General features: G+C 44.9%; 18 protein-coding genes, 2 tRNA genes and 1 riboswitch. Of the genes, 17 read left to right on the top strand and 3 right to left on the bottom strand.

The annotated features are described in order from the left end of the window. The first annotated feature begins 1 nt into the window (after position 1). The 9 genes from IE165_RS08210 to tenA all read left to right on the top strand — a co-directional run bounded on the left by IE165_RS08210 (position 2) and on the right by tenA (position 6,992). Entirely contained in the window at positions 2 to 649 is a 648-nt protein-coding gene (locus tag IE165_RS08210) for a thiamine phosphate synthase (RefSeq protein WP_189626121.1), read from the top strand. Continuing rightward, a complete protein-coding gene (locus IE165_RS08205) occupies positions 621 to 1,409 on the top strand; it encodes a thiazole synthase (RefSeq protein WP_189626120.1) in 789 nt (262 codons plus the stop codon). Before IE165_RS08210 ends, IE165_RS08205 begins: the two co-directional genes overlap by 29 nt. Further along, on the top strand, positions 1,402 to 2,523 hold the full coding sequence (gene thiH, locus IE165_RS08200) for a 2-iminoacetate synthase ThiH (protein WP_189626119.1): 1,122 nt from the start codon (positions 1,402 to 1,404) through the stop codon (positions 2,521 to 2,523). Before IE165_RS08205 ends, thiH begins: the two co-directional genes overlap by 8 nt. Before the next feature lie 2 nt (positions 2,524 to 2,525). Next, positions 2,526 to 3,242 (top strand): HesA/MoeB/ThiF family protein, encoded by a 717-nt coding sequence (locus tag IE165_RS08195; RefSeq protein ID WP_189626118.1) that lies wholly within the window; start codon positions 2,526 to 2,528, stop codon positions 3,240 to 3,242. Positions 3,243 to 3,344: 102 nt separating this feature from the next. Further along, positions 3,345 to 3,743, top strand: coding sequence for a hypothetical protein (locus IE165_RS08190; RefSeq protein WP_189626117.1), 399 nt, complete (start codon positions 3,345 to 3,347; stop codon positions 3,741 to 3,743). A gap of 78 nt (positions 3,744 to 3,821) precedes the next feature. Next, positions 3,822 to 3,914, top strand: a riboswitch (TPP riboswitch). 72 nt (positions 3,915 to 3,986) lie between these two features. After that, positions 3,987 to 4,790, top strand: a complete 804-nt coding sequence (thiM, locus tag IE165_RS08185) for a hydroxyethylthiazole kinase (RefSeq protein ID WP_189626116.1) — start codon at positions 3,987 to 3,989, stop codon at positions 4,788 to 4,790. After that, a complete protein-coding gene (gene thiE, locus IE165_RS08180) occupies positions 4,780 to 5,415 on the top strand; it encodes a thiamine phosphate synthase (protein WP_189626115.1) in 636 nt (211 codons plus the stop codon). Before thiM ends, thiE begins: the two co-directional genes overlap by 11 nt. A gap of 94 nt (positions 5,416 to 5,509) precedes the next feature. Continuing rightward, on the top strand, positions 5,510 to 6,349 hold the full coding sequence (thiD, locus tag IE165_RS08175; protein WP_189626114.1) for a bifunctional hydroxymethylpyrimidine kinase/phosphomethylpyrimidine kinase: 840 nt from the start codon (positions 5,510 to 5,512) through the stop codon (positions 6,347 to 6,349). After that, entirely contained in the window at positions 6,336 to 6,992 is a 657-nt protein-coding gene (gene tenA / locus IE165_RS08170) for a thiaminase II (protein WP_189626113.1), read from the top strand. The genes thiD and tenA overlap by 14 nt, the downstream gene beginning before the upstream one ends. Positions 6,993 to 7,061: 69 nt before the next feature. Here tenA and IE165_RS08165 read toward each other — a convergent pair whose 3' ends face one another. Both IE165_RS08165 and IE165_RS08160 read right to left on the bottom strand, forming a co-directional pair. Next, positions 7,062 to 7,577, bottom strand: a complete 516-nt coding sequence (locus tag IE165_RS08165; RefSeq protein ID WP_189626112.1) for an OmpA family protein — start codon at positions 7,575 to 7,577, stop codon at positions 7,062 to 7,064. Between the two features lie 56 nt (positions 7,578 to 7,633). Then, positions 7,634 to 9,838: a glucoamylase family protein gene (locus IE165_RS08160; RefSeq protein ID WP_229826450.1), complete on the bottom strand. Its 2,205-nt coding sequence runs from the start codon at positions 9,836 to 9,838 to the stop codon at positions 7,634 to 7,636. A gap of 182 nt (positions 9,839 to 10,020) precedes the next feature. Here IE165_RS08160 and IE165_RS08155 point away from each other — a divergent pair. Beyond that, positions 10,021 to 10,093: transfer RNA gene (locus IE165_RS08155), tRNA-Gly, on the top strand. Between the two features lie 5 nt (positions 10,094 to 10,098). After that, a tRNA-Leu gene (locus IE165_RS08150) sits at positions 10,099 to 10,183 on the top strand. A gap of 82 nt (positions 10,184 to 10,265) precedes the next feature. Here IE165_RS08150 and ispE read toward each other — a convergent pair. Beyond that, the gene (gene ispE, locus IE165_RS08145) at positions 10,266 to 11,078 is read right to left on the bottom strand and encodes a 4-(cytidine 5'-diphospho)-2-C-methyl-D-erythritol kinase (protein ID WP_189626111.1); all 813 of its coding nucleotides are present in this window, start codon (positions 11,076 to 11,078) and stop codon (positions 10,266 to 10,268) included. A 99-nt stretch (positions 11,079 to 11,177) separates the two neighbouring features. Here ispE and IE165_RS08140 point away from each other — a divergent pair, with 99 nt between their 5' ends. The 6 genes from IE165_RS08140 to bglX all read left to right on the top strand — a co-directional run bounded on the left by IE165_RS08140 (position 11,178) and on the right by bglX (position 23,049). Further along, a complete protein-coding gene (locus IE165_RS08140; protein WP_189626110.1) occupies positions 11,178 to 14,027 on the top strand; it encodes a triple tyrosine motif-containing protein in 2,850 nt (949 codons plus the stop codon). 276 nt (positions 14,028 to 14,303) lie between these two features. Then, positions 14,304 to 17,306 carry a SusC/RagA family TonB-linked outer membrane protein gene (locus IE165_RS08135; protein WP_189626109.1) on the top strand — a complete coding sequence of 1,001 codons (3,003 nt, stop codon included), beginning with the start codon at positions 14,304 to 14,306 and terminating at the stop codon, positions 17,304 to 17,306. Positions 17,307 to 17,323: 17 nt separating this feature from the next. Further along, positions 17,324 to 18,814: a RagB/SusD family nutrient uptake outer membrane protein gene (locus IE165_RS08130; RefSeq protein WP_189626108.1), complete on the top strand. Its 1,491-nt coding sequence runs from the start codon at positions 17,324 to 17,326 to the stop codon at positions 18,812 to 18,814. Positions 18,815 to 18,940: 126 nt separating this feature from the next. Then, positions 18,941 to 20,299 carry a glucoamylase family protein gene (locus tag IE165_RS08125; protein ID WP_189626107.1) on the top strand — a complete coding sequence of 453 codons (1,359 nt, stop codon included), beginning with the start codon at positions 18,941 to 18,943 and terminating at the stop codon, positions 20,297 to 20,299. A gap of 3 nt (positions 20,300 to 20,302) precedes the next feature. Beyond that, entirely contained in the window at positions 20,303 to 20,725 is a 423-nt protein-coding gene (locus IE165_RS18515) for a hypothetical protein (RefSeq protein ID WP_229826449.1), read from the top strand. A gap of 41 nt (positions 20,726 to 20,766) precedes the next feature. Further along, a complete protein-coding gene (gene bglX / locus IE165_RS08115) occupies positions 20,767 to 23,049 on the top strand; it encodes a beta-glucosidase BglX (RefSeq protein ID WP_189626106.1) in 2,283 nt (760 codons plus the stop codon). The last annotated feature ends 154 nt before the right edge of the window (positions 23,050 to 23,203 follow it).

Genomic DNA, 23,203 nt, shown 5'->3' with positions numbered 1-23,203 from the left:
TATGAAATATAGTCGCCTACAATACATTTCCTCCGGGAAAACACCGGAGGAACATTATATTAATATTAGGCTCGCCCTTGTGCGCGGTGTATCTTGGATTCAAATTCGCATAAAGCATACAGCAGATCACGAAATCGATAGGCTCATTAAACGGGTCATCCTGTTAAAAGAACAATTTTCTTTTACGCTGATTATAAACGACTATGTATCTCTTGCGAATGATGCAGCTGTTGATGGCGTTCATCTAGGTCTGGGGGATATGCCTGTTTTGGAAGCCAAAGCTATCCTGTCTCCCTCAAAAATTATCGGAGGGACCGCAAATAGCACAGCAGACGTTCAACAACGTATAAAAGAAGGGTGCGACTATATCGGTCTAGGACCGTTACGTTATACCGAAACAAAAGAGAAACTAAGTCCTTTATTGGGCTTTGAAGGTTATAGATCAGTTATAAAGGACTTAGGGTCAGTACCGTGCCCACCTATATTTGCGATTGGGGGCATAGCCAAACCCGATATATCAAGACTACGGAAGATAGGGCTGTATGGCGTTGCGTTATCCAAGTGCATCCAAGCCAATTTTACAGACGAACAACACATTGAACATCTCAATACATTACTATATGGACAAGAAATTGAAAATTGCCGATAGAACATTCGAGTCAAGGCTATTCTTAGGAACTGGGAAATTTGGATCGTCTGCACTTATGCGAGCAGCTATTTCTGCGTCGGAAACCGAAATGGTTACGGTAGCGCTGAAACGTATCGATATGGAAACCAACACCGATGAGTTGCTGGCGCATATTCCCCGGCAGCGCATCCAATTACTGCCGAATACCTCTGGGGCGCGCACGGCTAAAGAGGCCGTTCTCGCTGCAGAACTCGCACGTGAGGCGATGGAAACAAATTGGGTAAAGCTAGAAATACATCCAGATCCGAAATATCTTCTACCCGATCCTATAGAGACACTGTATGCCTGCGAGGCCTTAGCTAAAGCGGGCTTTATCGTGCTTCCTTACATTCATGCCGACCCGGTGCTCTGCAAACGGTTAGAAGATGTCGGTACGGCTGCAGTCATGCCGCTCGGCTCGCCGATAGGAAGTAACCAGGGCTTGAAAACCCTCGATTTTTTGGAGATCATTTTGGCACAAAGCACCGTACCAGTCATTGTCGATGCAGGGATCGGCGCTCCGTCAGATGCCGCAAAAGCCATGGAACTGGGAGCAGACGCTGTGCTGGTGAATACGGCCATTGCAACCGCTGATGATCCACAGCTAGTCGCAGAGGCATTTGCACTGGCTGTTCGCGCCGGGCGAATGGCGCAACAGGCACGCCTACAACAAAGCAGCATAGAAGCCTCATCAAGCAGCCCTTTGACAAACTTCTTAACAAAACCCCAGCCCCATGGATAAATCATTCAAAGATGTGTTCGATCGCTATGATTGGGATCGTATAAAAGACCAAATAGCGCATTGTGAGGCAGGCGATGTGCAACGTGCTTTAGTAAAAAAACATAGGGATCTTTCCGACTTTATCGCCCTACTGTCTCCTGCGGCCAAACCTTTTTTGGAAGAAATGGCACAGCTTTCCCAACGATTGACCGTGCAGCGGTTTGGAAAAAACATACAGCTGTATGCGCCGCTCTACCTCAGCAATGAGTGCCATAATATATGTACGTATTGTGGATTCAGCATGGATAATACGATCAGGCGGCGTACACTCTCGGCTGCGGAGATCAAACTAGAGGCGTTGGCACTTCGAAATATGGGATTTCAACATGTGTTATTGGTAGCCGGTGAGGCAAACAAAACCGTAAACACCCCTTATTTCCTTGAAGCGATCAAGCAGTTGGATACGATTTTTCCGCAGCTGTCCATTGAGGTGCAACCTTTGGAAAAAGAAGATTACAAAGCACTCCACCAAGCAAACATAAATGCCGTCCTCGTTTATCAAGAGACCTATCATCAAAAGGTTTACAAGGACCATCATCCGAAAGGTAAAAAGTCCAACTTTTACTATCGGTTAAACACGCCAGACCGCATCGGACAAGCTGGCATACACAAAATTGGAGTCGGCGTATTGTTAGGCTTAGCGGACTGGCGTGTCGACAGCTTTTTCAATGCCTTGCACATCGATTACTTGCAACGCCGCTATTGGAAGAGCAAATATGCCGTATCATTTCCACGATTACGTCCTGCAGAAGGAGTGGTGACTCCACATTTTGTGATGGATGACACCGATGTGGTCCAGCTGATCTGTGCTTACCGGCTGTGGAATCCAGATCTGGAAATATCCTTATCAACACGTGAACATGAGTCCTTCCGCAACCACCTCATTCACCTAGGCATTACCTCCATGAGTGCAGGATCCAAAACAAACCCGGGCGGCTATGTCGTGGAACCCGCCTCTCTTGAGCAATTTGAAATAAGCGATGACCGACCTGTGGAAATGGTGGTCGAACAAATTAGAAAAATGGGCTACCAACCCGTATGGAAAGACTGGCAACCCGAATTTATCGATAATTGAATATGACGCAACTAACAAAAGATCAAATCATCCGTTATAAAAAGCAAATTTCCCTACCCGAAATCGGTTTAACAGGGCAAATAAACATCAAGCAAGCCAAGGTTCTTGTGATTGGTGCTGGCGGACTTGGCAGCCCCATCTGTCTGTATCTAGCGGGCGCAGGAGTGGGTAAATTGGCCTGTATAGATTTCGATCGTGTGGAGATCCACAACCTTCATCGGCAGATAGCGCATACGGAGAAAACGATCGGCATGCCCAAAGTATATAGTTTGGTGCAAAAAATACAACAGCTCAACTCGGATATCGAGTTTATACCCATACAAGATCGAATAGATTTGGATAACGCAGCTGACTATGTGCGAGCATACGATGTCATTGTCGACGGCTGTGATAATTTCGACACACGTTATATTGTCAATGAAGCTTGTTTTCAACAACAGAAAGTCTTGGTTTACGGTAGCGTGCTCAATTTCGAACTCCAGATGGCCGTGTTTCATCACCGTGGATCGAAAGATTTAAGGGCAATATTTCCGGAGCCACCGAATCCCGACGACGTGCCCAGCTGCGACCTGAATGGTGTATTGGCTAGCACACCGGGCATATTGGCCTTGATGATGGCCCAAGAAACCCTCAAAATCATAGCAGGACTTCCGTGCCTTCATAATCAATGGCTGTTGATGGACACCATTGCGTGGGAAATCAAAAAACTACAATTTTAATCGCATCTTGGCAACCCAGTCATTGCTGCAAAAGTAGAAATATACCTAATTAGTTATTTATGGAAATATTATGTATATTTAAACAACCATATTACCTGCGCTATGTTTACGAAACTAATCGCTATCGACAGCCAAAAAATTGGAACGGTGCATTTCCATGCTTTCGTCGTTAAACTGGATCATGATGAAGTGGGGTTTGCACTGTTTATGGATGAACGCCCTTCTCCGCTTCTCTATTTCAGCAAGGAGCATGCGGATAGCATAACGTTCAAGATCGACAATGAACAGTTTTTAGAAATTGTCAAAAACAGTAAGTTTCCGCTTGAAGAACGTAAACGCCTTTATGCGGACTTTGAATTTTTCCTGCGCGCCATGGAGCAACGTGCTACCGCTTATATATTCAAGCATTCGACTGTAAAATACGTCAGCAATTCCAGGGATATTATTCGGTATAAAAACTACTACATCACGGCCAGTACCGATATCTTTCAACAGGTGTAAGAAAATTAACAGGGCAAAAACGGCTTGCCCAATCCCTCGTTGGCGCGTTTGCATTTACCATCAAAAATCGTTAAGTTTGATTGGCTTTAGGGGTATTCTAAAAAGAATTGAGACAGTCCCTTTGAACCTGATCCGGTTAACACCGGCGTAGGAAAAAGCAATCGCGCAAGCTTGGCATGCCGCCCATGCGCTATCATCTCCCCCCTGAAGCCAAAAGCAGTAGCACAAATAAGCTTTACGTTAATGGTAAAACAAATCGCTGAACGATTACAACATCTGCGCGAGCAACGTCCATTGGTTCACAACATCACTAACTTCGTGGTGATGAACAATACTGCAAATGCGTTATTGGCATTGGGGGCATCTCCAGTTATGGTGCATAGCCCGCGCGAGGTTAAGGAGGTCGTTGCTATGAGCAATGCCCTGCTGATTAACATTGGTACATTGAGCGAAGAGTGGGCTTCGTCTATGTGCGCAGCAGCTGAATATGCACATCGTATTGGGCGTCCTTGGATATTGGATCCCGTAGGTGCAGGCATTTCGGCATTCCGGAACGAGGTGCTTCAAGAATTGCTGCGCTACCGCCCTACCGTCATTCGGGGGAATGCTTCAGAAATTATCGCTTTATCTGATTTTGCATTGTCGGGAGGCAAGGGCGTCGATAGCACGGCAGGGAGCGCGCAGGCATCGGCCTCTGGACACCAACTGCAAAAAACCTCCGGCGCGCAGGTCTGCATCTCGGGGGAAGTGGATTACGTTATTGGCGAACAACGTAGTGTAAGCATACACAACGGCTCTCCCATGATGACAAAAGTAACCGGGTTGGGCTGCACATCCTCGGCGATTATTGCGGCCTTTATCGCGCAGGGCGACGACCCATTTTTGGAGGCCTTAGCAGGCGTCAGTGTCTGCAGCTTGGCGGGCGAACTTGCTGCAAGGCAGTCCAGCGGTCCTGGTTCTTTACAAAAAAACCTCTATGATACGCTCTACAATTTGAGCGAAGTAGAGATCAGTACCCACTTAAATATCAAAGAGTATGTCCATTGACCCAACGTTTCCTTATCCTTTATATCTCGTGATTTCGGAACGGGATTGCGTTGGACGTCCATGGCTTTGGGTGGCCGAGCAAGCTATGCTGGGAGGGATAGATATTATCCAATTGCGGGAGAAGGATTTATCCAAAAAAGATTTCTTTCGGAAAGCTTGGGCGTTGAAACAACTGACCGAGCAATACGAAATACCACTGATCATCAACGATGCCGTTGATATTGCCGTAGATGTCGATGCGTGGGGCGTACACGTTGGGCAGCAGGATCGGTCTCCCTTAAGCATTCTCGAGCAATACGGCGACCAACTGCGCATCGGCTGGTCGATTGAAAACCTCGCACAGCTAAACAGCAATCAAGTGGCGGCCGTGCATCATTTGGCCGTTAGCCCGGTATTTGCAACGGCAACCAAGTTGGACACGATCACCGAATGGGGTATTGACGGTATCCGTACACTGCGCATGCAAACCGATAAGCCGCTAATCGCCATCGGCAAAATGAACGTTGACACGGCCGCCAAAGCCCTCGCTGCGGGAGCCAATAGCATAGCTGTTGTATCTGCGATTTGCGCAGCGCCAGAGCCTCGGAAAGCTAGCGAGCGTTTAAAAAAGATGCTGATATCATAGCGTTTATCTGTTTAAAGAAGTGCCAAACAGTGCATTTCCGTGGATCAGCACAAAAGACACAATCCCTGCAAGGAATATAAATCAACTTAAAAAAATGAAAGATGTTAACCTATACACGGTACCCACTGTACTGAGCATCGCTGGTTTCGATGGAAGCGGCGGTGCAGGTATTCAAGCAGATACCAAAACGATATCGGCGTTGGGCTGCTATGCCATGAACGTATTGACGGCCCTTCCTGTACAAAATACGCAAGGAGTAAGGGAGATTTATGATATCCCGCCCACCGCGGTGCGCGATCAAATGGCTGCTATTTTTGACGATATTTATCCAGATACCATCAAAATCGGTATGGTACATAGCGTCGCGCTTGTGCGCGTTATCGCTGATTTTCTTCGGGATTACCGTGGCCATATCGTACTTGACCCTGTCATGGTATCCACGTCGGGCCATCGATTGATACAACAGGACACCATACAGGCCTGTACAACAGAGCTCTTTCCATTAGCTGACTTAATTACGCCAAATTTGGACGAAGTTTCTGTTTTGGTAGATGAAAAGGTGGATACGCCAATTGCGATGGAAGAGGCGGGCAAAAAACTTCTTGCAATGGGCTGCAAAGCGGTACTCGTTAAAGGGGGGCACCTAAACAGCGACACCTTAACGACGTTATTGCTGCAACAGCATAGTGACACCTACCGCTATGAATCGAGCCGTATAGACAGCAAAAACACGCATGGTTCGGGTTGCACATTATCTTCTGCATTAGCAAGTTACCTTGCTCGAAAAAAATCGTTGGAAGAAGCTGTCGCCTTAAGCTTGGACTATGTACATCAGGCTATCTTAGCCAGCAAAGATCTTCAAATTGGTCAAGGAAACGGACCGTTAAATCATTTCCATAATCCCCAGAAATTAATATGCTATGAGCTGGACTGATCATGCGTGGAAATCCATCAATCCCTTAGTTAACAGCATCCTTGAGATGCCTTTCGTGAAAGAACTAAGAAGTGGCGTACTTCCGATGGAAAAATTCCAATTTTACATGCTGCAAGATGCCAAATACCTCGAACATTTTGGCCGCGTGTTGGCTTATATTGGCAGCAAATGTATCTCCAACGAGCAGGCACAACATTTTTTTGACTTCGGAAAAAATGCGCTCCTTGTCGAAAAGGCTCTTCACGAAACCTATTTCAAGCAGTTTGGCATTCCCAGTGATATGGATATATGTATCGAGCCCGTCTGTCACCATTATATTCATTTTCTAAAAAGCATGGCCGCTTTTGAGTCCTTGGAAGTCGCCATGGCGGCGGTTCTCCCCTGTTTTTGGATTTACCAGGTGGTGGGTGATCAACTCTATCAAACACAGTCTGGATCAAAAAATCCATATGCAGCTTGGATAGAAACCTACAGCGGAGAAGATTTTGCCGAAAGTGTGGACTTAGCAAAATCCTATGTGGATCAAATGGCGGAGCAAACCACGGCAGCGGTACGAGAACAAATGCTGACCGCATTTAAGACAGCCTCCCATTTAGAATTCTTATTTTGGAAGGCAGCGTATGAGGAACACACTTGGACATAAAACAAGACCGTCATCCAAATACCTGAAAAATGATTCGGATGACGGTCTAAAAACGTATATTCAAATATCTTAATTCAAGATCACCACCTCTACGCGTCTGTTTTTTTGACGGCCTTCAGGTGTTTTGTTGTCCGATACAGGTTTTGTCTGTCCCAAACCCTTTGTCGTTATTCGCGCAGCACTGACACCAGAATCTTCCAAGAATTTTTTTACAGAGGCTGCACGTTTTTCAGAAAGCCATTGATTGTAATTCGCTTCGCCCGTAGAATCTGTATGACCGTCTACACGAATTTTCTTGGTTCTATCTTCGTTGAGCAGTTTGGAAAGTTTACTCAATTCTATTTTTGCCTTTTCTGTTAAATACGACGAATTTGTTGGAAATAGTAAATCAGAAGACAGCGTAAATTTAATGCCTTCTTCCGTACGAGAAGCATCTTCAAATTCACTTTTCACATTCTTTAGCCCATCATCCGTCCCATCTTTCGTTACAACAGCGCCTGGATTAACCATGATCGCGCGTTGCTTGCAGGCGGTGAAGCTTAGTGTGAAAGCAAAAAATAATGCAGCAGTGGTCGTATGTTTCATGAAATTGCGTTTAATTGTCTGTAAATATAACAAAATTGCCTGTTTTAGCGACTAATTCAATTCCTTTTTTGCCTTTCCGTGTGTAGTTTTCCCAACAGCGATTTTATTTCGGGGATATCGCCATATAGTTTCCATATCAGCCCGGTGCGCGCATTTTCGATTCCAACCGCTACAGCAGCTTGGTTTGTCGCAAAATACTCATCAGAGACATCACTGTCCCGCAGGTCGAGCCATGCGCGAAATCCATATTCGGTAAAGAAATTCTCCCCATAATTTTCATAAAGTGCGAAAACGGACTTTTTACCTTCGTTGGGCAGTAGAAACATCGATGCTGGTCCAATAGCCGGATTAATCCGGTAACTGCCAATGCTATCGGATAATTGATAAAAGCCCCAAATATCGGAGTTGGTGGATCCAACACCTATTTCGTTATCGCGACGCTTCCGCACTTTGATGTAAGACCGAATCGCCTCTTCATAGCTGATTTTATCGTCAGGCAATAGTGATGGGTTTAATGTGAAAAACGGCTTGTAAAAATCTAGCAAGCTTCCTTTCGCATTGCCAAAGACAAGTTGCTCACCATACATGCTGGTATCCTGTAATATCGAGATTCGCTCGGCCAAACCTTCAAAGTTATTACTGAATGGATTGAAAGCCAAGCGAAAACTTTCTTTTACCATCGAGATGGTATCTCTTGCCAAGCTATCCATTCTATTGTAGGCCGAAGAATACCGGATGTCCACATTTTTAATTCCATTCTCATAGGCGGAAAGCGGGATTGGATGGCTGGGCGAACTCATTGCCAATAGATACGCATTAATTGACTCATTGATACCACCTAGGGTTGGATATTGCTTGGAAGGGTCCAAACCAGAAACCTTCTCCAGCAGCACATCTTGATACCCCTCTGCTAAAAGTCGATCCCATTGAATGGCCTCATAAAGCGTCGTGATGTTGTCCCGGAGCGACGCTTCCTTCTCATCTTCTTTGCTAAAATATTGTCGCGCCACCAATAGCGCTTCTATCACCGAAGATGTAGCTAGGACATCGTAGGTGGGCTCCCCTTCCCTATAATCGGGTAGACCCGTCCTACCGTCAAAGTAAGCCGGAAAGATGCCGTAACGATTTTGCGCCTTGCTCAGAAAACTCAGCATGCGCCCTATTCTACCCAACGCCACCTGCCTATTCACACGACCCTTCTCCACACCAACAATTAAACTTAATATAGCGTTACCACTTTCTTTAACAGACACCAAAGCTCTCTCTTTCATACCAAAAGGTAAATATAGTCCGCTATTGATATCGTAATTCTCCAAGAAATAATTGACATGTGCACCTTGCACCAAATCCAAGAGCTCATGCTCATCAAGACGTTTGGTCTTTACCTCTTTTATCTGCGAAAATGGCGACTCCACATAATTGTAATCGATCCACGCAATCTTATAGAAATACGTTCTGTTCAGATCGGGAACATAATCTAGACAACCCTGCATCGATATGGGTCGAATGCCGACAGGCGTGAAATTTTTGCCATCTTCCGAGCGGTATATCTTTATATAGCGTATAGATGGTGTCAAAGGCAACTGCCACTGTAGGTGTACCTGCTTGTCATACGCCACGGCACTGGAAAGAATCGCAGGCGATGAAAGCTTGACTTGCGACGCCCCCCTCGGCAGAAACTCAACTTGATCGATAAACAATTGGTGGGTCTTACCCGATGTGCGGTGCTGCACCATGCGGACGGCAGTAATAGGCTCCTTTCCCATTACATTCCGGAATTTAGACATGGGGATTTTTACACGCATCCACATGTTATAGCCGAAATCTTCGATGTAAGGCGTGATATCCAGAAAGTCAGACTCATTTTCTCGCTGTCGGATACCGATGAGTGGCAGATCCGCGTCTTGCGTATCCTCAGATTTGACAAAAAGCTGGAATACTAGAAAATCGGACGGATTGACCTGATAATTTAACTTTTGTCGGCTATATTGCAGATCGACATGCCAATGGCCGTTTTCTGCAGATTTGTACTGTAAGGATAGCGCATTGCCGGGAGTAAAGAAAAGCGTATCCGAAACTAACAAATGGTTATTTAAATTCTCCACCCAGGACGACCCTTCGTATTCGACTCTACTTTTCGCATATACTCCTTTTACGAGGCTATTATCGAAAATAACTTCGGGGTAAGTATCGGCCTTGCTTTCCGTAAAAGCGACCAATAGTATGATTAATGTGGTAACGATCGAATAAAAACACCTCATGACAAAATTGATTTACGGCAAAAATAAGCAAATATTGAACCAGTTGAATGGAAAGACAACGATTACGCCATCGGGTAAAAAAAATATTACGCACATTCCTAGAATGTTAGCCGAAAGCACCGCAAAAAACAAGTAAATAATTTCTAGAATAAAGTTTTCTCTCTATATTTGCATCATCAAAAGCGAAAGTAGCTCAGTTGGTAGAGCACAACCTTGCCAAGGTTGGGGTCGCGAGTTCGAATCTCGTCTTTCGCTCAGTTGCCTAGGTGGTGGAACTGGTAGACACGCAGGACTTAAAATCCTGTTCCTGTTAAAGGAGTGCGGGTTCGATTCCCGCCCTAGGTACGGAAAAAAGCTCATCTTGTTAGATGGGCTTTATTTTTTATCTAAATTTTGGCTTTCGAAGAAATAGCGATTGATAAACCCGTCAAAATATGACCGGATAATATATCTTACCTAAATCAGCAAGTACCGACAAATCGACCTTTCTGTCAAAAATACCATATACAGCAGATCCTGAACCAGACATGCTTGCATATAAAGCCCCGTGTTCATACATCGCCAATTTACATCTTTTAATCTGTGGATGGTTTGCAAAGATACCCTCCTCGAAATCGTTTCGTAGGTAGAATTTCCAATCCTGCACAGGAAGGCTAACCAGCTCGCGGATATCAAACTCCCGTGGCTGCGGCTTTATTGACGCGTAAGCTGATGCCGTCGAAACATGCACATCGGGTTTAAGCAAGACCATGTAATAGCTGGAAAGGTCCAAATTCAAAGGTGTCAGTTTAGTACCTATTCCGGTAGCGTACATCGTTGTACCGTAGACGAAAAATGGGCAGTCCGCACCAAGTGTAGCTGCAAATGAAGCGAGCTCTTCTGCTGTCAGTCCCAAAAGAAAATTGTCATTCAACATCTTCAATACCGCCGCCGCGTCCGAAGACCCTCCGCCCAGCCCTGCCCCGAATGGGATTTGCTTGTGCAGATGGATATGTACCGGTGGTAGTTCGAACGTGTTGGCCAGCAGATTATACGCCCTGTAACAGAGATTATTTTCATCCAGTTCAAGATCCATACCTGTAATTTTCATCGTCGTTTTATCAGCATCTCCTCTCGATATCTCAATGATGTCGTACAGCGGAAAAGGATAAAATATGGTTTCCAACTCATGGTAACCGTCTTCCCGCTTGCTTGTGACCTGCAAACCGAGATTGATCTTGGCATTGGCATATGAAATCATAAGGCAATAATACTGAAATCCGACATGATTTACGTCTTAAATAATACTTTGTTTTAAACGCATGGAGTTTGTAACTTGCATGCTCGTACGGTTACAGCCATGGTTCGTATTATCACTATTTATCTTCTATCAATTCTGTTTTACAACACTGCTCAAGCGCAAGCGATTTCATCGATCGGAACGCCATACGTGCAGAATTACACCAAATCACAGTATAAGGCAGGTAACCAAAATTGGAGTATTGTCCAAGGGAAGGACGGCACCATCTATGCGGCCAACAACAACGGATTAGTGACTTTTAACGGCGCTTACTGGAACCTTTACCCGCTGAGCAACCGAAATTTCGCACGAAGCGTGGCCATAGGAGCAGATGGACATATTTACATCGGTGGCAAGGAAGAATTCGGTTACTTCGAAAAAAAAGGTGGCAAGTTGAAATATCACAACTTGTCTAAGCTCGTCGAACCAAAGCTATTGGAAAACGATGAAATTTGGAAAATTCTATTTGTCGACGACTGTGTAATCTTCCAGTCTTTCTCGAAATGCTATATCTATAAAGATAATAAAGTAGAACTGCAGTATGGTCAAGGAGAACCCTTTCTCTTTGCTCATCAAGTGTACCAACATGTCTGGATAGAACGAATTCCCTCCGGTTTAGAACGCTGGAGCGAAAAAGGTTTTACAAAACTTGAACATAAACTCAAGAACGTATTAACTGTCCTTCCTTTCGATCGCCAACAGTTTTTAGTAGGAACGGCCAAAGAGGGCTTGTACCTCCTCACTGCGGAAGGGAAAGTGCAGCCTTGGAAACCGGAATCTCCTATCAATAAACTTCTTAAAGAAGCTCAACTGAACAATGGCTTAAAAATCAACGAACGCTCTTTTGCTTTCGGAACGATCAAAAACGGGATTTTTATTATCGATAATGAAGGAAGGTTATTACAGCATATCCACAAGCGTAATGGCCTGCAAAACAACACGGTATTGAGCATGAACCTTGATCGACAAGGTAATATATGGGCAGGGCTTGACAATGGGATCGACCGTATTGAAATAAATTCCCCTTTCTACTACTATCGGGATATTTTTGGTGAAATTGGAACCGTCTATGCGATCAAGATATTCAAAAACAAGATTTATCTCGGCACCAACCAAGGTCTATTCTACAGCAACTGGCCCGCATCCCCAATTTTAAAATCTTTTGACCTAAAATTTATCCCTGGCTCTCAAGGACAGGTATGGAGCTTGGATATTTTTGATAATCAACTGATTTGTGGACACAATGAGGGCACATTTCTTGTCGATGGCGGAAGTATAAAAAGCGTATCGAACTGGACTGGGGGCTGGTCTAATATGCAGCTACCAAACAGCCCATTGCTGTTTCTACAAGGCAATTATACCGGTTTAGCGTTGTTTGAGAACGACAACGGTTGGCGTCTGAAGCGGAAATACCCTGATCCGAAGGCCGCGGTTATCGCCGTCTATCCTCGAAATGATAAGCAATTTTGGGTGGTGTTTAACAATGCTATACAGCTCGCCGAATTCAGCAGTGATCAGCAGCAGATCCGCGTGCTGAAAGCATTTGCCTTTAATGAAGATTTCCCGAATATCCAACGTATTACACCGTCTACGGTACAGCAGAATATTGTATTTGCTACCGACAAAGGTATCTTCATTTACGATAGTGTGCTGTCTCGCTTTAAACCCTATACGGAGCTTAACAGTGCGTTGGGATCTTTTTCACGCGCGAAGAAGATCAGCGCCCTGCGAAGCAACAAATATATGTTTGCACATGAAGGACAATTTGCCGAAGTGACGTTCCATAATAACGAGATTTCGGTGGATTCATTCAGCTTCAATAGTTTGCAAGATATCGTAATGAAAAACTATGAAGTGATCGAGCAGGTGGATCAGAAACTGTTGTTTGGTTTGGATAATGGCATCGCTTTTTACGATCTAAACCGTAGACAAACTGCCGCCCCTGCCAGTCCGCTTATCATAGGACTACAAGAAATTTCTAACGCTAGCGATACGCTCCACCACTTGGATGCAACAGTTGCCATTCCGAATAATCAAAATAATATACGCATTCAGTTTGCTTCACCTTGGTACAGTCATACGGCAGTTAAATATCAGTCTATCTTAGAGGGTACCCAGACAGAATGGTCTGTACCCGCCGAAATTCCTTACATCGACTTCACAAATCTAAACCCTGGGAACTATACCTTTAAGGTACGGGCTATAGCCGACAACGGCTCGGTCTCCGAGACAACCACACTACCCTTTCAAATTTTACCCCCTTGGCATTTGCAATGGCCCGCCTTGTTGCTATACGTAATCCTCACTGTACTGGGTTTCTTTTTGGCACGCAGATTTGTCACAGAAAAGATTAAGCGAGATAAATTGGCAATCCGCCATAAGCTGCAGCAAAGGCAACAAGATTTGCTTCGCAAAGAAAGCGAGCAGAATGAAAAGAAGCTGATGGAGCTAAAAAATGAGCAGCTGATCTTGGAGCTTGACGCAAAAAACCGGGAGCTGGCCAATGCAGCAACGAATATCGTTTACAAAAATGAGCTTTTGAACAATCTGCATGGCGAACTTCTTCGTATCAAAGATCGTGATGGAAAAAAACTGTCTCCAGATCAGCTACAGAAAGTCAACAAATTAATTGACGATGCGCGGAGCGATGAGCGCGACTGGGATCTTTTCGAGAAGAGTTTCAATGAATCGCATGAGAACTTCTTCAAGAAATTGAAAACTGATTACCCCAGCTTATCACCTAATGACCTAAAACTTTGCGCTTACTTGCGGCTGAATATGTCAAGTAAGGATATGGCTTCTTTAATGAACATAAGCACACGCGGGATAGAAATCAGGCGCTACCGACTCCGGAAAAAATTCAACATTCCAACCGAAAAAAACCTCAGCGAATTCCTACTAGAGCTCTAACATACTACATCATCACTACTACAAACCAAATGTGTAAAAAATACACTTTGAAAAAGAATTTGAGCAATCACTCACTGATATTAAAAAATTGAATATCAAATATTTGAAAAACAAGCAAGCGTAGGTTTGTAGCGTTGAAAACGTTATGAAGTAGCAATGTGAAGGTAAATAATTTCTTCCCTAAACGAATACATCACATCTTTGTTCAGATTATAAACACTGTGTTACGATAACCAGTTATTGTTAAAAACAAACAAACTAAAAGAAACTAGCTCTATGAGGAAGTTATTTACACTTTTCTTATGTTTAACCGCTATCCTATCCATGGGATATGCACAGGTTAAAACCGTTACGGGAACGGTAAAGGACAGCGGCTCGCTGTTCGTACTCCCGGGTGTGACGGTATCTGCCAGCAGTGGGCAAAACACCCAAACGGATGCTGCGGGACGTTTTACGATCGAAGCCAGCGCTTCTGATTCCCTTACCTTCCGATTTATCGGCTATGCCGCACAGTCTGCGCACGTGGGAAACCAAACCAATTTGGATGTTTTCCTGATTAGTAACGATCAGGCCTTGGAAGAAGTGGTGGTGATTGGTTATGGTACGGCTCAAAAGCGTGACCTAACCGGTTCTATCGTACAAATAAAAGGATCGGAAATTGTAGATCGACCTGGCACAAACCCGGTTGCTAATTTGCAAGGAAAAGTTGCAGGTTTGCAGGTTACTAATTCAGGCCGCCCCGGGCAGGAGCCTGATATACGTATCAGAGGAACAAATTCCATCAATGGATACAAGCCTCTTTATGTAGTTGATGGTTTGTTAAATGATAATATCAACTTCCTTAATCCCAATGATATTGAAAGTATGGAAGTACTGAAAGATCCATCATCGTTAGCAATCTTTGGGGTCCGCGGAGCGAACGGCGTCATTGCCGTAACAACAAAACGTGCCAAAAATGGTCAATTGAATTTCGAATTTAGTTCCAGGATTGGCATAAAAGACGTCGGACACAGGATGAAATTGACTGATGCCTCACAATTCAGAGAGTTGTATGATGAGCAACTAGTCAATCAAGGTGACTCCCCTTATGATTATACATTTTGGAATGCAAATACGGATTGGCAAGATGAAATCTTTCGAAATGGTATCATTAATTACAACAACTTAAGCGTCACCGGTGCTACAGAAAGAAATAGCTTTAGAATGGGAATAGGCTATGCGTACGACGAAGGAATCATTAACCATGAACGACAAAACCAATTGACCTTAAATTTAAGTAATGAGTTGAAGATCACCGATCGTTTCCGTACAGGAATTGTCGTAAACGGGTACAGATCCCAGCTTCCGCAGGAAAGAAACGTATTTGGGGCAATTCTAGCTGCTCCAATAGCACCTGTCTTCAACGAAGACTATGGACTTTATCATAGTATGCCAGACTTTCAACGCGGGCAAGTAAATAACCCGCTGGTACCTATTGAAGAACGGAAAAACACCTATATCGCCAATAATTATAGGGTGGTTACAAATCTTTACGGTGAATTCGACATTCTAAAAAGCCTTTCCTTCCGTGTGAATCTGTCCGCTGATTATGGGTTTAATCAGATTAGAGCCTATAATGGTTTGGTATCTGTGTACAATCCAGACATTGCTGGGGATGACAAAAGAGAACGTATTGACAATTTGTTGACATCAGTCAACCAAGAACAAAATAAGCATTACAAATATCAAACAGATTGGTTGTTGAATTATAAAAATAGCTTTGGAAAAAACAACCTGCAAGCTACGCTTGGCTACACCACCTACATGCAAGGAGTAGAAAACGTCACTAGCCGCAGAACGCAGGGATCAGGTCTTGAAATCCCCAATGATCCCGATTACTGGTACACTGGGATTGGTGACGTCAGTACGCAAACTGGAAATGGCACCGCCTCGGAATATAGAACGCTATCCTATCTAGCGCGAGCAATTTACAACTACGATTCTAAGTACCTTTTGAATGCCTCTTTCAGAAGAGATGGTAGCTCTGCTTTTGCACGGGGAACCTCTGCTTGGCAAAATTTTTACGCACTTGGTGCGGCTTGGGTTGTTACAAACGAAGGTTTCATGGCAGACCAAAATATTTTCAACAACTTAAAGATTAAAGGGTCGTGGGGTACCTTGGGAAATCAAAATGTAGGAGGAAACAGATATCCTATGTATCCTCAATTAGTACCCAGTAGTTCTGCGGTTTTCGGGAACTTATTGATCCCGGCGTACGGTCCGGCATACATACCAGACCAAAATTTACGTTGGGAAGTGGTAAAAAGTTGGGAAGCGGGATTCGAAGCGACAACTTTCAACAACAGACTAAATATTGAAGCGGTTTACTATAGAAAAAATACGGATGGTGTCTTAGTTACGGTACCCGGTATTGCAGGTAGTCTGCCTGGCCTAAGCAACCTTGGAAATATAGAAAACAATGGGCTAGAAGCCTCAGTAAACTGGAATCAAAAAATTTCAGATGATGTAAGTTTTCGCATAGGCGGTAATATAACAACCGTCAACAACAAGGTTATTTCCCTTTCTACAAGCGGTTATGACATCATCGATGGACCTTCAAGAACGATAGCGGGCGAGCCTATAGGTTACTTTTGGGGATACGTGCATGACGGTATCTTTCAAACACCAGCTGAGATTGCGCAAGCCGCTACAAATGGCTTAGGAGGAGGCGAATTTAGACCGGGAGACATAAGGTTTAAAGATATAAATGGCGACGGAGTTATCAACACCAGTGACAGAACAATGATCGGAAACCCTACGCCGGACTTCTTTTACGGTTTATCACTGGGTACGGCCTATAAGAGGTTTGACCTGAATGTAGAGTTTCAAGGCGTGCATGGAAACGAAATTATGCGCACATGGAACCAAAACCAATTTGCAACGTATAACTTCTTAACAGATAGACTACAGCGATGGAATGGCCCCGGAACCAGTGATTGGGAGCCAATTGTACATGAGGGACGAGCAAACAATAGGCAATACTCTACTTACTTTATCGAAAGTGGAAGCTTTTTCCGTCTTCGCGACGTAACATTAGCATATACGTTTCCACAATCAAGCATAAACAACCTGAAACTTACGAATCTGCGATTATTCTTGAATGCACAAAATGCTATTACCTGGTCTAACAATACGGGCTTTACTCCCGAAATAGGAGGTAGTGCGACATCGTTTGGTGTTGACAATGGTACCTATCCAGTACCCGCGATATATACCTTCGGCGTAAACATCAATTTTTAATTTAAGCTACCAGTGAAATGAAAAAAATAAATAACATATATTTAAAGACGTTAGCCGCCATAATCGTAACGATATTTGCAAGTTGTGGAACCGATTGGCTAGATATTAAACCTAAGGGACGATTTACAGAAGACGACCTCCCATCAGGGTCGCTTGAAGGTCAGGTATTCGCTGCCTACGCAGGCTTACGAAGCGAGGCAACAAGCGGACTTCCATACATTGCTGTACACAATATCAGGTCGGATGACGCCATCGTTGGCAGTAGTCCAGGAGACTTTGCTGCTGCCAGTCCTATTTATGATGATTTCAACTACCCACTCTCCCACTGGCTAACAAATAGCTACTGGACGGGGCATTATGCACTGATAAACCTGACCAACAATGTTATGGCCGCGGCTGATTCTATCGGTACAGCTACTGAGATAACTGCACTCAATGTTGGGGAAGCGAAATTCTTACGTGCATGGGCATACTTCAATCTTGTACGAACGTTCGGTGAAGTGCCTCTTATCAACTTTCGTATCATAGATCAGGCGTCAGCGAACGTACCAAAGTCAACCATTGCGCAAATTTATGAGCTGATTGATGCAGATCTAAGAGAGGCAGTTGCTATTCTACCGGAAAGATGGGATAATTTTCCAGGTCGCGCGACAAGAGGCAGCGCGCTGGCTGTCCAGACAAAAACGTTTATGGCTAGACAACGTTACGCAGAGGCCTTAAATTCGGCCACTCAAATTATTAATTCGGGTGTCTATGATCTAAGTGTACCTTACAATATGATCTTTCGAGAAGAAAATGAAAACAGTAGAGAATCCGTATTTGAAATTCAGGCATTGTTCGACGGTGTTCAAGATTTCGGCATTACGTATGCGAACAGACAAGGTGTGAGGGGATCCGGAGAGCTCGATTTAGGTTGGGGATGGAATGTTCCGAATGAAAGGCTTGTCAATGCTTTTGAAAATGGTGATCCAAGGAAGGATGCCACACTATTGTACAGCGGCAGCACCAATGCACCTTATGGAGAAACGCTTCCCGCGAACTTACCCCGGCCGTACTGGAATAAGAAGGTGTATACAAACCCTGCTCTCAGACGGCAATACGGTAGTAGATCCGGTAATTGGTTTAATTTTAGGGTCATTCGTTACGCTGATGTTGTGCTACTTGCTGCCGAGGCTGCGAACGAGGTAGGAGGCGATGCTAATGTCCAGCTTGCCCTGAACTACTTAGAGATGATTAGATCAAGAGCTCGAGGAAACAACTCATCTATACTACCTCCAATAACAACAACCAATCAAGGCGCGTTAAGGACAGCGATACGCCATGAAAGACAGGTTGAATTGGGAATGGAAAATGAGCGATTCTTCGATTTGGTACGTTGGGGTATAGATGTGGAGACGTTACATGATGCGGGACATACCAATTATCAAACACGCAATCGCTATTTCCCTATTCCACAACCTGAGATCGACAGATCAGGCGGCGTGCTCATACAAAACCCAAATTATTAATAATTTAAAGGGGAGATTTACATATAGGTCAAGTGCAGAAAGTTCGTTATTGATTGTCATTAGTATAAATTATCTTATTTAGGTTGGGGGGCCGCTTCGTAGACCCCTACCCCTTTTTCTTTAGTTATGCAGAAATTCTTACTCTATATTACGGCTACTCTCTATTTTTTAATTGCATGTAATGCTTCTTTGGATAGCGAAAATGATAGGAACGGACATGATTTCCGTACCGATGACAGCCTGCTCACCGCCGTACAAAAGCAAACCTTCCAATATTTTTGGGAAGGCGCCGAGCCCAATTCCGGATTGGCACGCGAACGCATACATATCGATGGGGAATATCCGGAGAACGATCAAAATGTAGTAACGATCGGTGGCAGCGGGTTTGGATTGATGGCAATTTTAGTGGGTATACATAATGAGTTTATCAGTAAAGAAGAAGGGCTATCCCACCTGCAGAAGTCGTTAAACTTTTTGGGCAAGATCGATCGATTTCAGGGCGCCTGGTCGCACTGGTACTTTGGCGACACCGGCAAGGCAAAAGCCTTCAGTGCCAACGATGATGGTGGCGACATCGTGGAGACAGCTTTTATGGCGGAAGCTTTAATCTGTATTCGCGAGTTTTACAAAAATGGTTCTACAGAGGAGCAAAAGGTAGCTGCCCAAGCCGACGAACTATGGAAAGGCATTAACTGGAATTTTTACCGTAACGGCAAAGACCTCCTCTACTGGCACTGGAGCCCGAAACACGGTTGGGGCATGAACCATGCCATCCAAGGCTTTGACGAGTGTATGATCGCCTACATCATGGCCGCATCTTCCCCTACCCATCCTATCCCGGCATCCACCTACCATAAAGGCTGGGCGCGCGATGGCGCAATAAAAACCGACATAAAAAAGTACGATATACCGACGCTCGTCAAACACAACGCTAAAGAAGGCGAAGTGGGACCACTATTTTGGGCGCACTACTCCTTTTTGGGTCTCAACCCTATTGGGTTGAAAGACCAATATGCCAACTACGAGGATGTCGTTACCAACCATACGAAAATCAACATCGCTTACGCTAACGAAAATCCGAATAACTTCAAAGGCTATGGCGCCGACAAAGGCTGGGGCTGGACAGCAAGCTATTCAACCAATGGCTACAACGCACATCACCCGGACAATGACCCTACAGGCGTAATTTCCCCTACCGCAGCTTTATCTTCTATGCCCTACACGCCCAAAGAAAGCATAAGCTTTATGCACTATTTAAGTGATAGCCTGGGCGACAACGTATGGGGAAAATATGGTTTCTACGATGCCTACAGCGAAACAAAAAACTGGTATCCACAGCGGTATTTAGCCATCGACCAAGGTCCTATTGTCGTTATGATACAAAATTACAAAGATGGCTTCATCTGGAAACTGTTTATGCAGGCAGCCGATGTGCAGGCCGGCTTAAAGAAATTGGGATTCCAAAGTCCTGAACTAAACAACTAAACAATGAAACAACTACTTGCTTGTTTCGGTATGGCGATATTGCTCCTGTGCACCGTGCAGGGGCAAACACGCCAAACAACCTATTGCAATCCGATCAATATCGATTACGGCTACACCCCTATTCCCAATTTTTCGGAATGGGATCGCCATCGTGCTACTGCCGATCCTGTGAAGCAGTTTGTCGTTATGCGCACCGAAAAAGACAAACGCAGTGCTTGGATTAAATGGAGCCCCCTGGACAATGCCTACGCTTACAATATTTACACGGGCTTGGAACCGGATAAACTATACAACTGTATCATGGTTCACGATGCCAATGAATACTATTACAAAGCTATGGATAGTCAAAAACCTTACTATTTCACGATCGAAGCCATCAATGAAAACGGCATATCGACACGCTACCCGATCGTCAAAGTAGAGTAGCGAAAACAGACACAAAATCACCTAAACAACAAACGACATATATGAGAAAAATAGCAATATGGATGCTCGCTATCGCCACCGGTTGTAGCGTGCGGGTGCAGGCGCAGAATAATCCCAAGATGGACAAGTTCGTTTCCGAACTGATGGGCAAGATGACAGTAGACGAAAAAATCGGTCAGTTAAACTTGGTCACCGGCGGCGAAGCCGTTACCGGATCGGTTGTCTCTACTGGAGTAGAAAGCAAAATCAAGTCCGGCCAAATCGGCGGTATTTTCAGCATGTCTAGTCCCGCTAAGATCAGGGCTGCGCAGGAGCTCGCTGTCAAACAATCGCGATTGGGTATACCTATTATCTTTGGTATGGACGTCATCCATGGTTATAAAACGCTTTTCCCTATTCCTTTAGGTCTGGCCGCTACCTGGGATATGACCCTTATCCGCGAGTCGGCACGTATCGCTGCCATTGAGGCTACGGCCGACGGCCTCAACTGGACCTTCTCGCCCATGGTAGATATCTCGCGCGATCCGCGTTGGGGACGTATATCCGAAGGAAGTGGCGAGGATACATACCTCAGTTCGCGCATTGCTGCCGAAATGGTAAAAGGCTATCAAGGCACAGACCTGAAAGCCAACAACACCCTGATGGCCTGCGTTAAGCATTTCGCCTTATATGGCGCGGCCGAATCGGGCAGAGACTATAACACAACAGACATGAGCCTACACCGCATGTACAACGAATACCTGCCGCCATACAAAGCAGCAATCGACGCGGGAGCAGGAACCGTTATGGCCTCATTCAACGATATCAATGGCGTGCCCGCAACGGCCAATAAATGGCTCATGACCGATGTACTGCGTCAGCAATGGGGATTTAAAGGCATGGTTGTAACCGACTACACCGGTATCAATGAGCTTGTGGATCACGGATTAGGCGATCTACAGACCGTATCCGCACTTGCGCTTAAAGCCGGCATCCATATGGACATGGTGGGCGAAGGATTTTTGACGACCTTAAAAAAATCACTAGATGAAGGCAAAATTTCGCTTGCAGAAATCGATGAAGCCTGTCGCTTGGTATTGATCGCTAAGTACAAACTAGGTCTCTTCGACGATCCTTTCCGCTATTGCAACGATAAACGTGCAAAGGACAATATCCTGACGGCTACTCACCTTGCGAAAGCGCGAGAAGTTGCAGCCAAGTCGTTTGTACTCCTTAAAAATGAGCAACACACACTCCCCTTAAAGAAAAGTGGAACAGTAGCTCTTATCGGCCCTTTGGCGAATACCGGATCCAATATGCCCGGCACCTGGAGTGTCAGCGCTGACCTCGAAAATACGCCCAGCCTGTTGGAAGGCATGCAAGCAGCCCTTGGAAACAAAGTCAAGATTATCCATCACCTCGGTTCGAACCTCATCTCCGATGCTGCTTACCAAGAACGAGCTACGATGTTCGGTCGCAGCATTCCACGTGACGAGCGCCCCGAGGCAGATATCATTGCCGAGGCTGTGCAAGTTGCTTCATCCGCCGATGTCATTGTCGCCGCTTTGGGCGAATCCTCCGAAATGAGTGGAGAAAGCTCAAGCCGTACAGACTTGGATATCCCTGCCACGCAACGACGACTACTGGAGGCTTTATTAAAAACAGGAAAACCGGTTGTGCTTGTACTCTTTGCGGGGCGCCCAATGACCTTAACTTGGGAGCATGAACACGTACCAGCCATATTAAATGTTTGGTTTGGTGGAACAGAAACGGGTAAAGCCGTGGCCGACGTATTGTTTGGCGATGTGAATCCATCAGGAAAGCTGCCGGCCACGTTTCCGAAAAACGTCGGGCAGATTCCGCTATACTATGCTGCAAAAACGACAGGACGCCCCTTGGCGGAGGATGCTTGGTTTCAAAAATTCCGTTCCAACTACCTAGATGTGGACAACCAACCGCTTTACCCTTTCGGCTACGGTTTAAGCTATACCCATTTCCACTACGGCGATATCCGGCTAAGCAAAACCAGTCTGCGGCCCAGTGAAAAAATCTTGGCTACCGTGCGGCTCAGCAACACTGGAAACTACGACGGCGAAGAAGTCGTGCAGCTCTATCTTCGGGATGTATACGCATCTATAACCCGCCCCGTCAAAGAATTAAAAGGTTTCCAAAAAGTATTCCTGAAGAAAGGCGAATCCCGCGACATCCAATTTGAGATTACGTCCGAAGACCTGAAGTTCTATAATAACGATTTACAATTTGTCGCGGAACCCGGAGATTTTAAACTATTTATCGGCACCAATTCCAACGATGCCAAGGAAACTCAATTTACGTTATTAGATTAACAACGTAAAGGGGGTGGGTTAGTTTGTGGCCGCTTTCTGGATGGAAAGCGGCCTTTTTTTTATCGCCCTCAAAAATATTAATCGGTATAATGGACGAATTTTGTTATTTTTACCTGCTTTAAAAAGCAAAGAAACTGTACCGAAATAAAGCCAC

It is taken from the genome of Sphingobacterium griseoflavum (genome assembly GCF_014653155.1).
Taxonomy (GTDB): domain Bacteria; phylum Bacteroidota; class Bacteroidia; order Sphingobacteriales; family Sphingobacteriaceae; genus Sphingobacterium; species Sphingobacterium griseoflavum.
The sequence above is the reverse complement of the archived record's forward strand: the minus strand, read 5'-3'. Positions and strand labels throughout refer to the sequence as shown.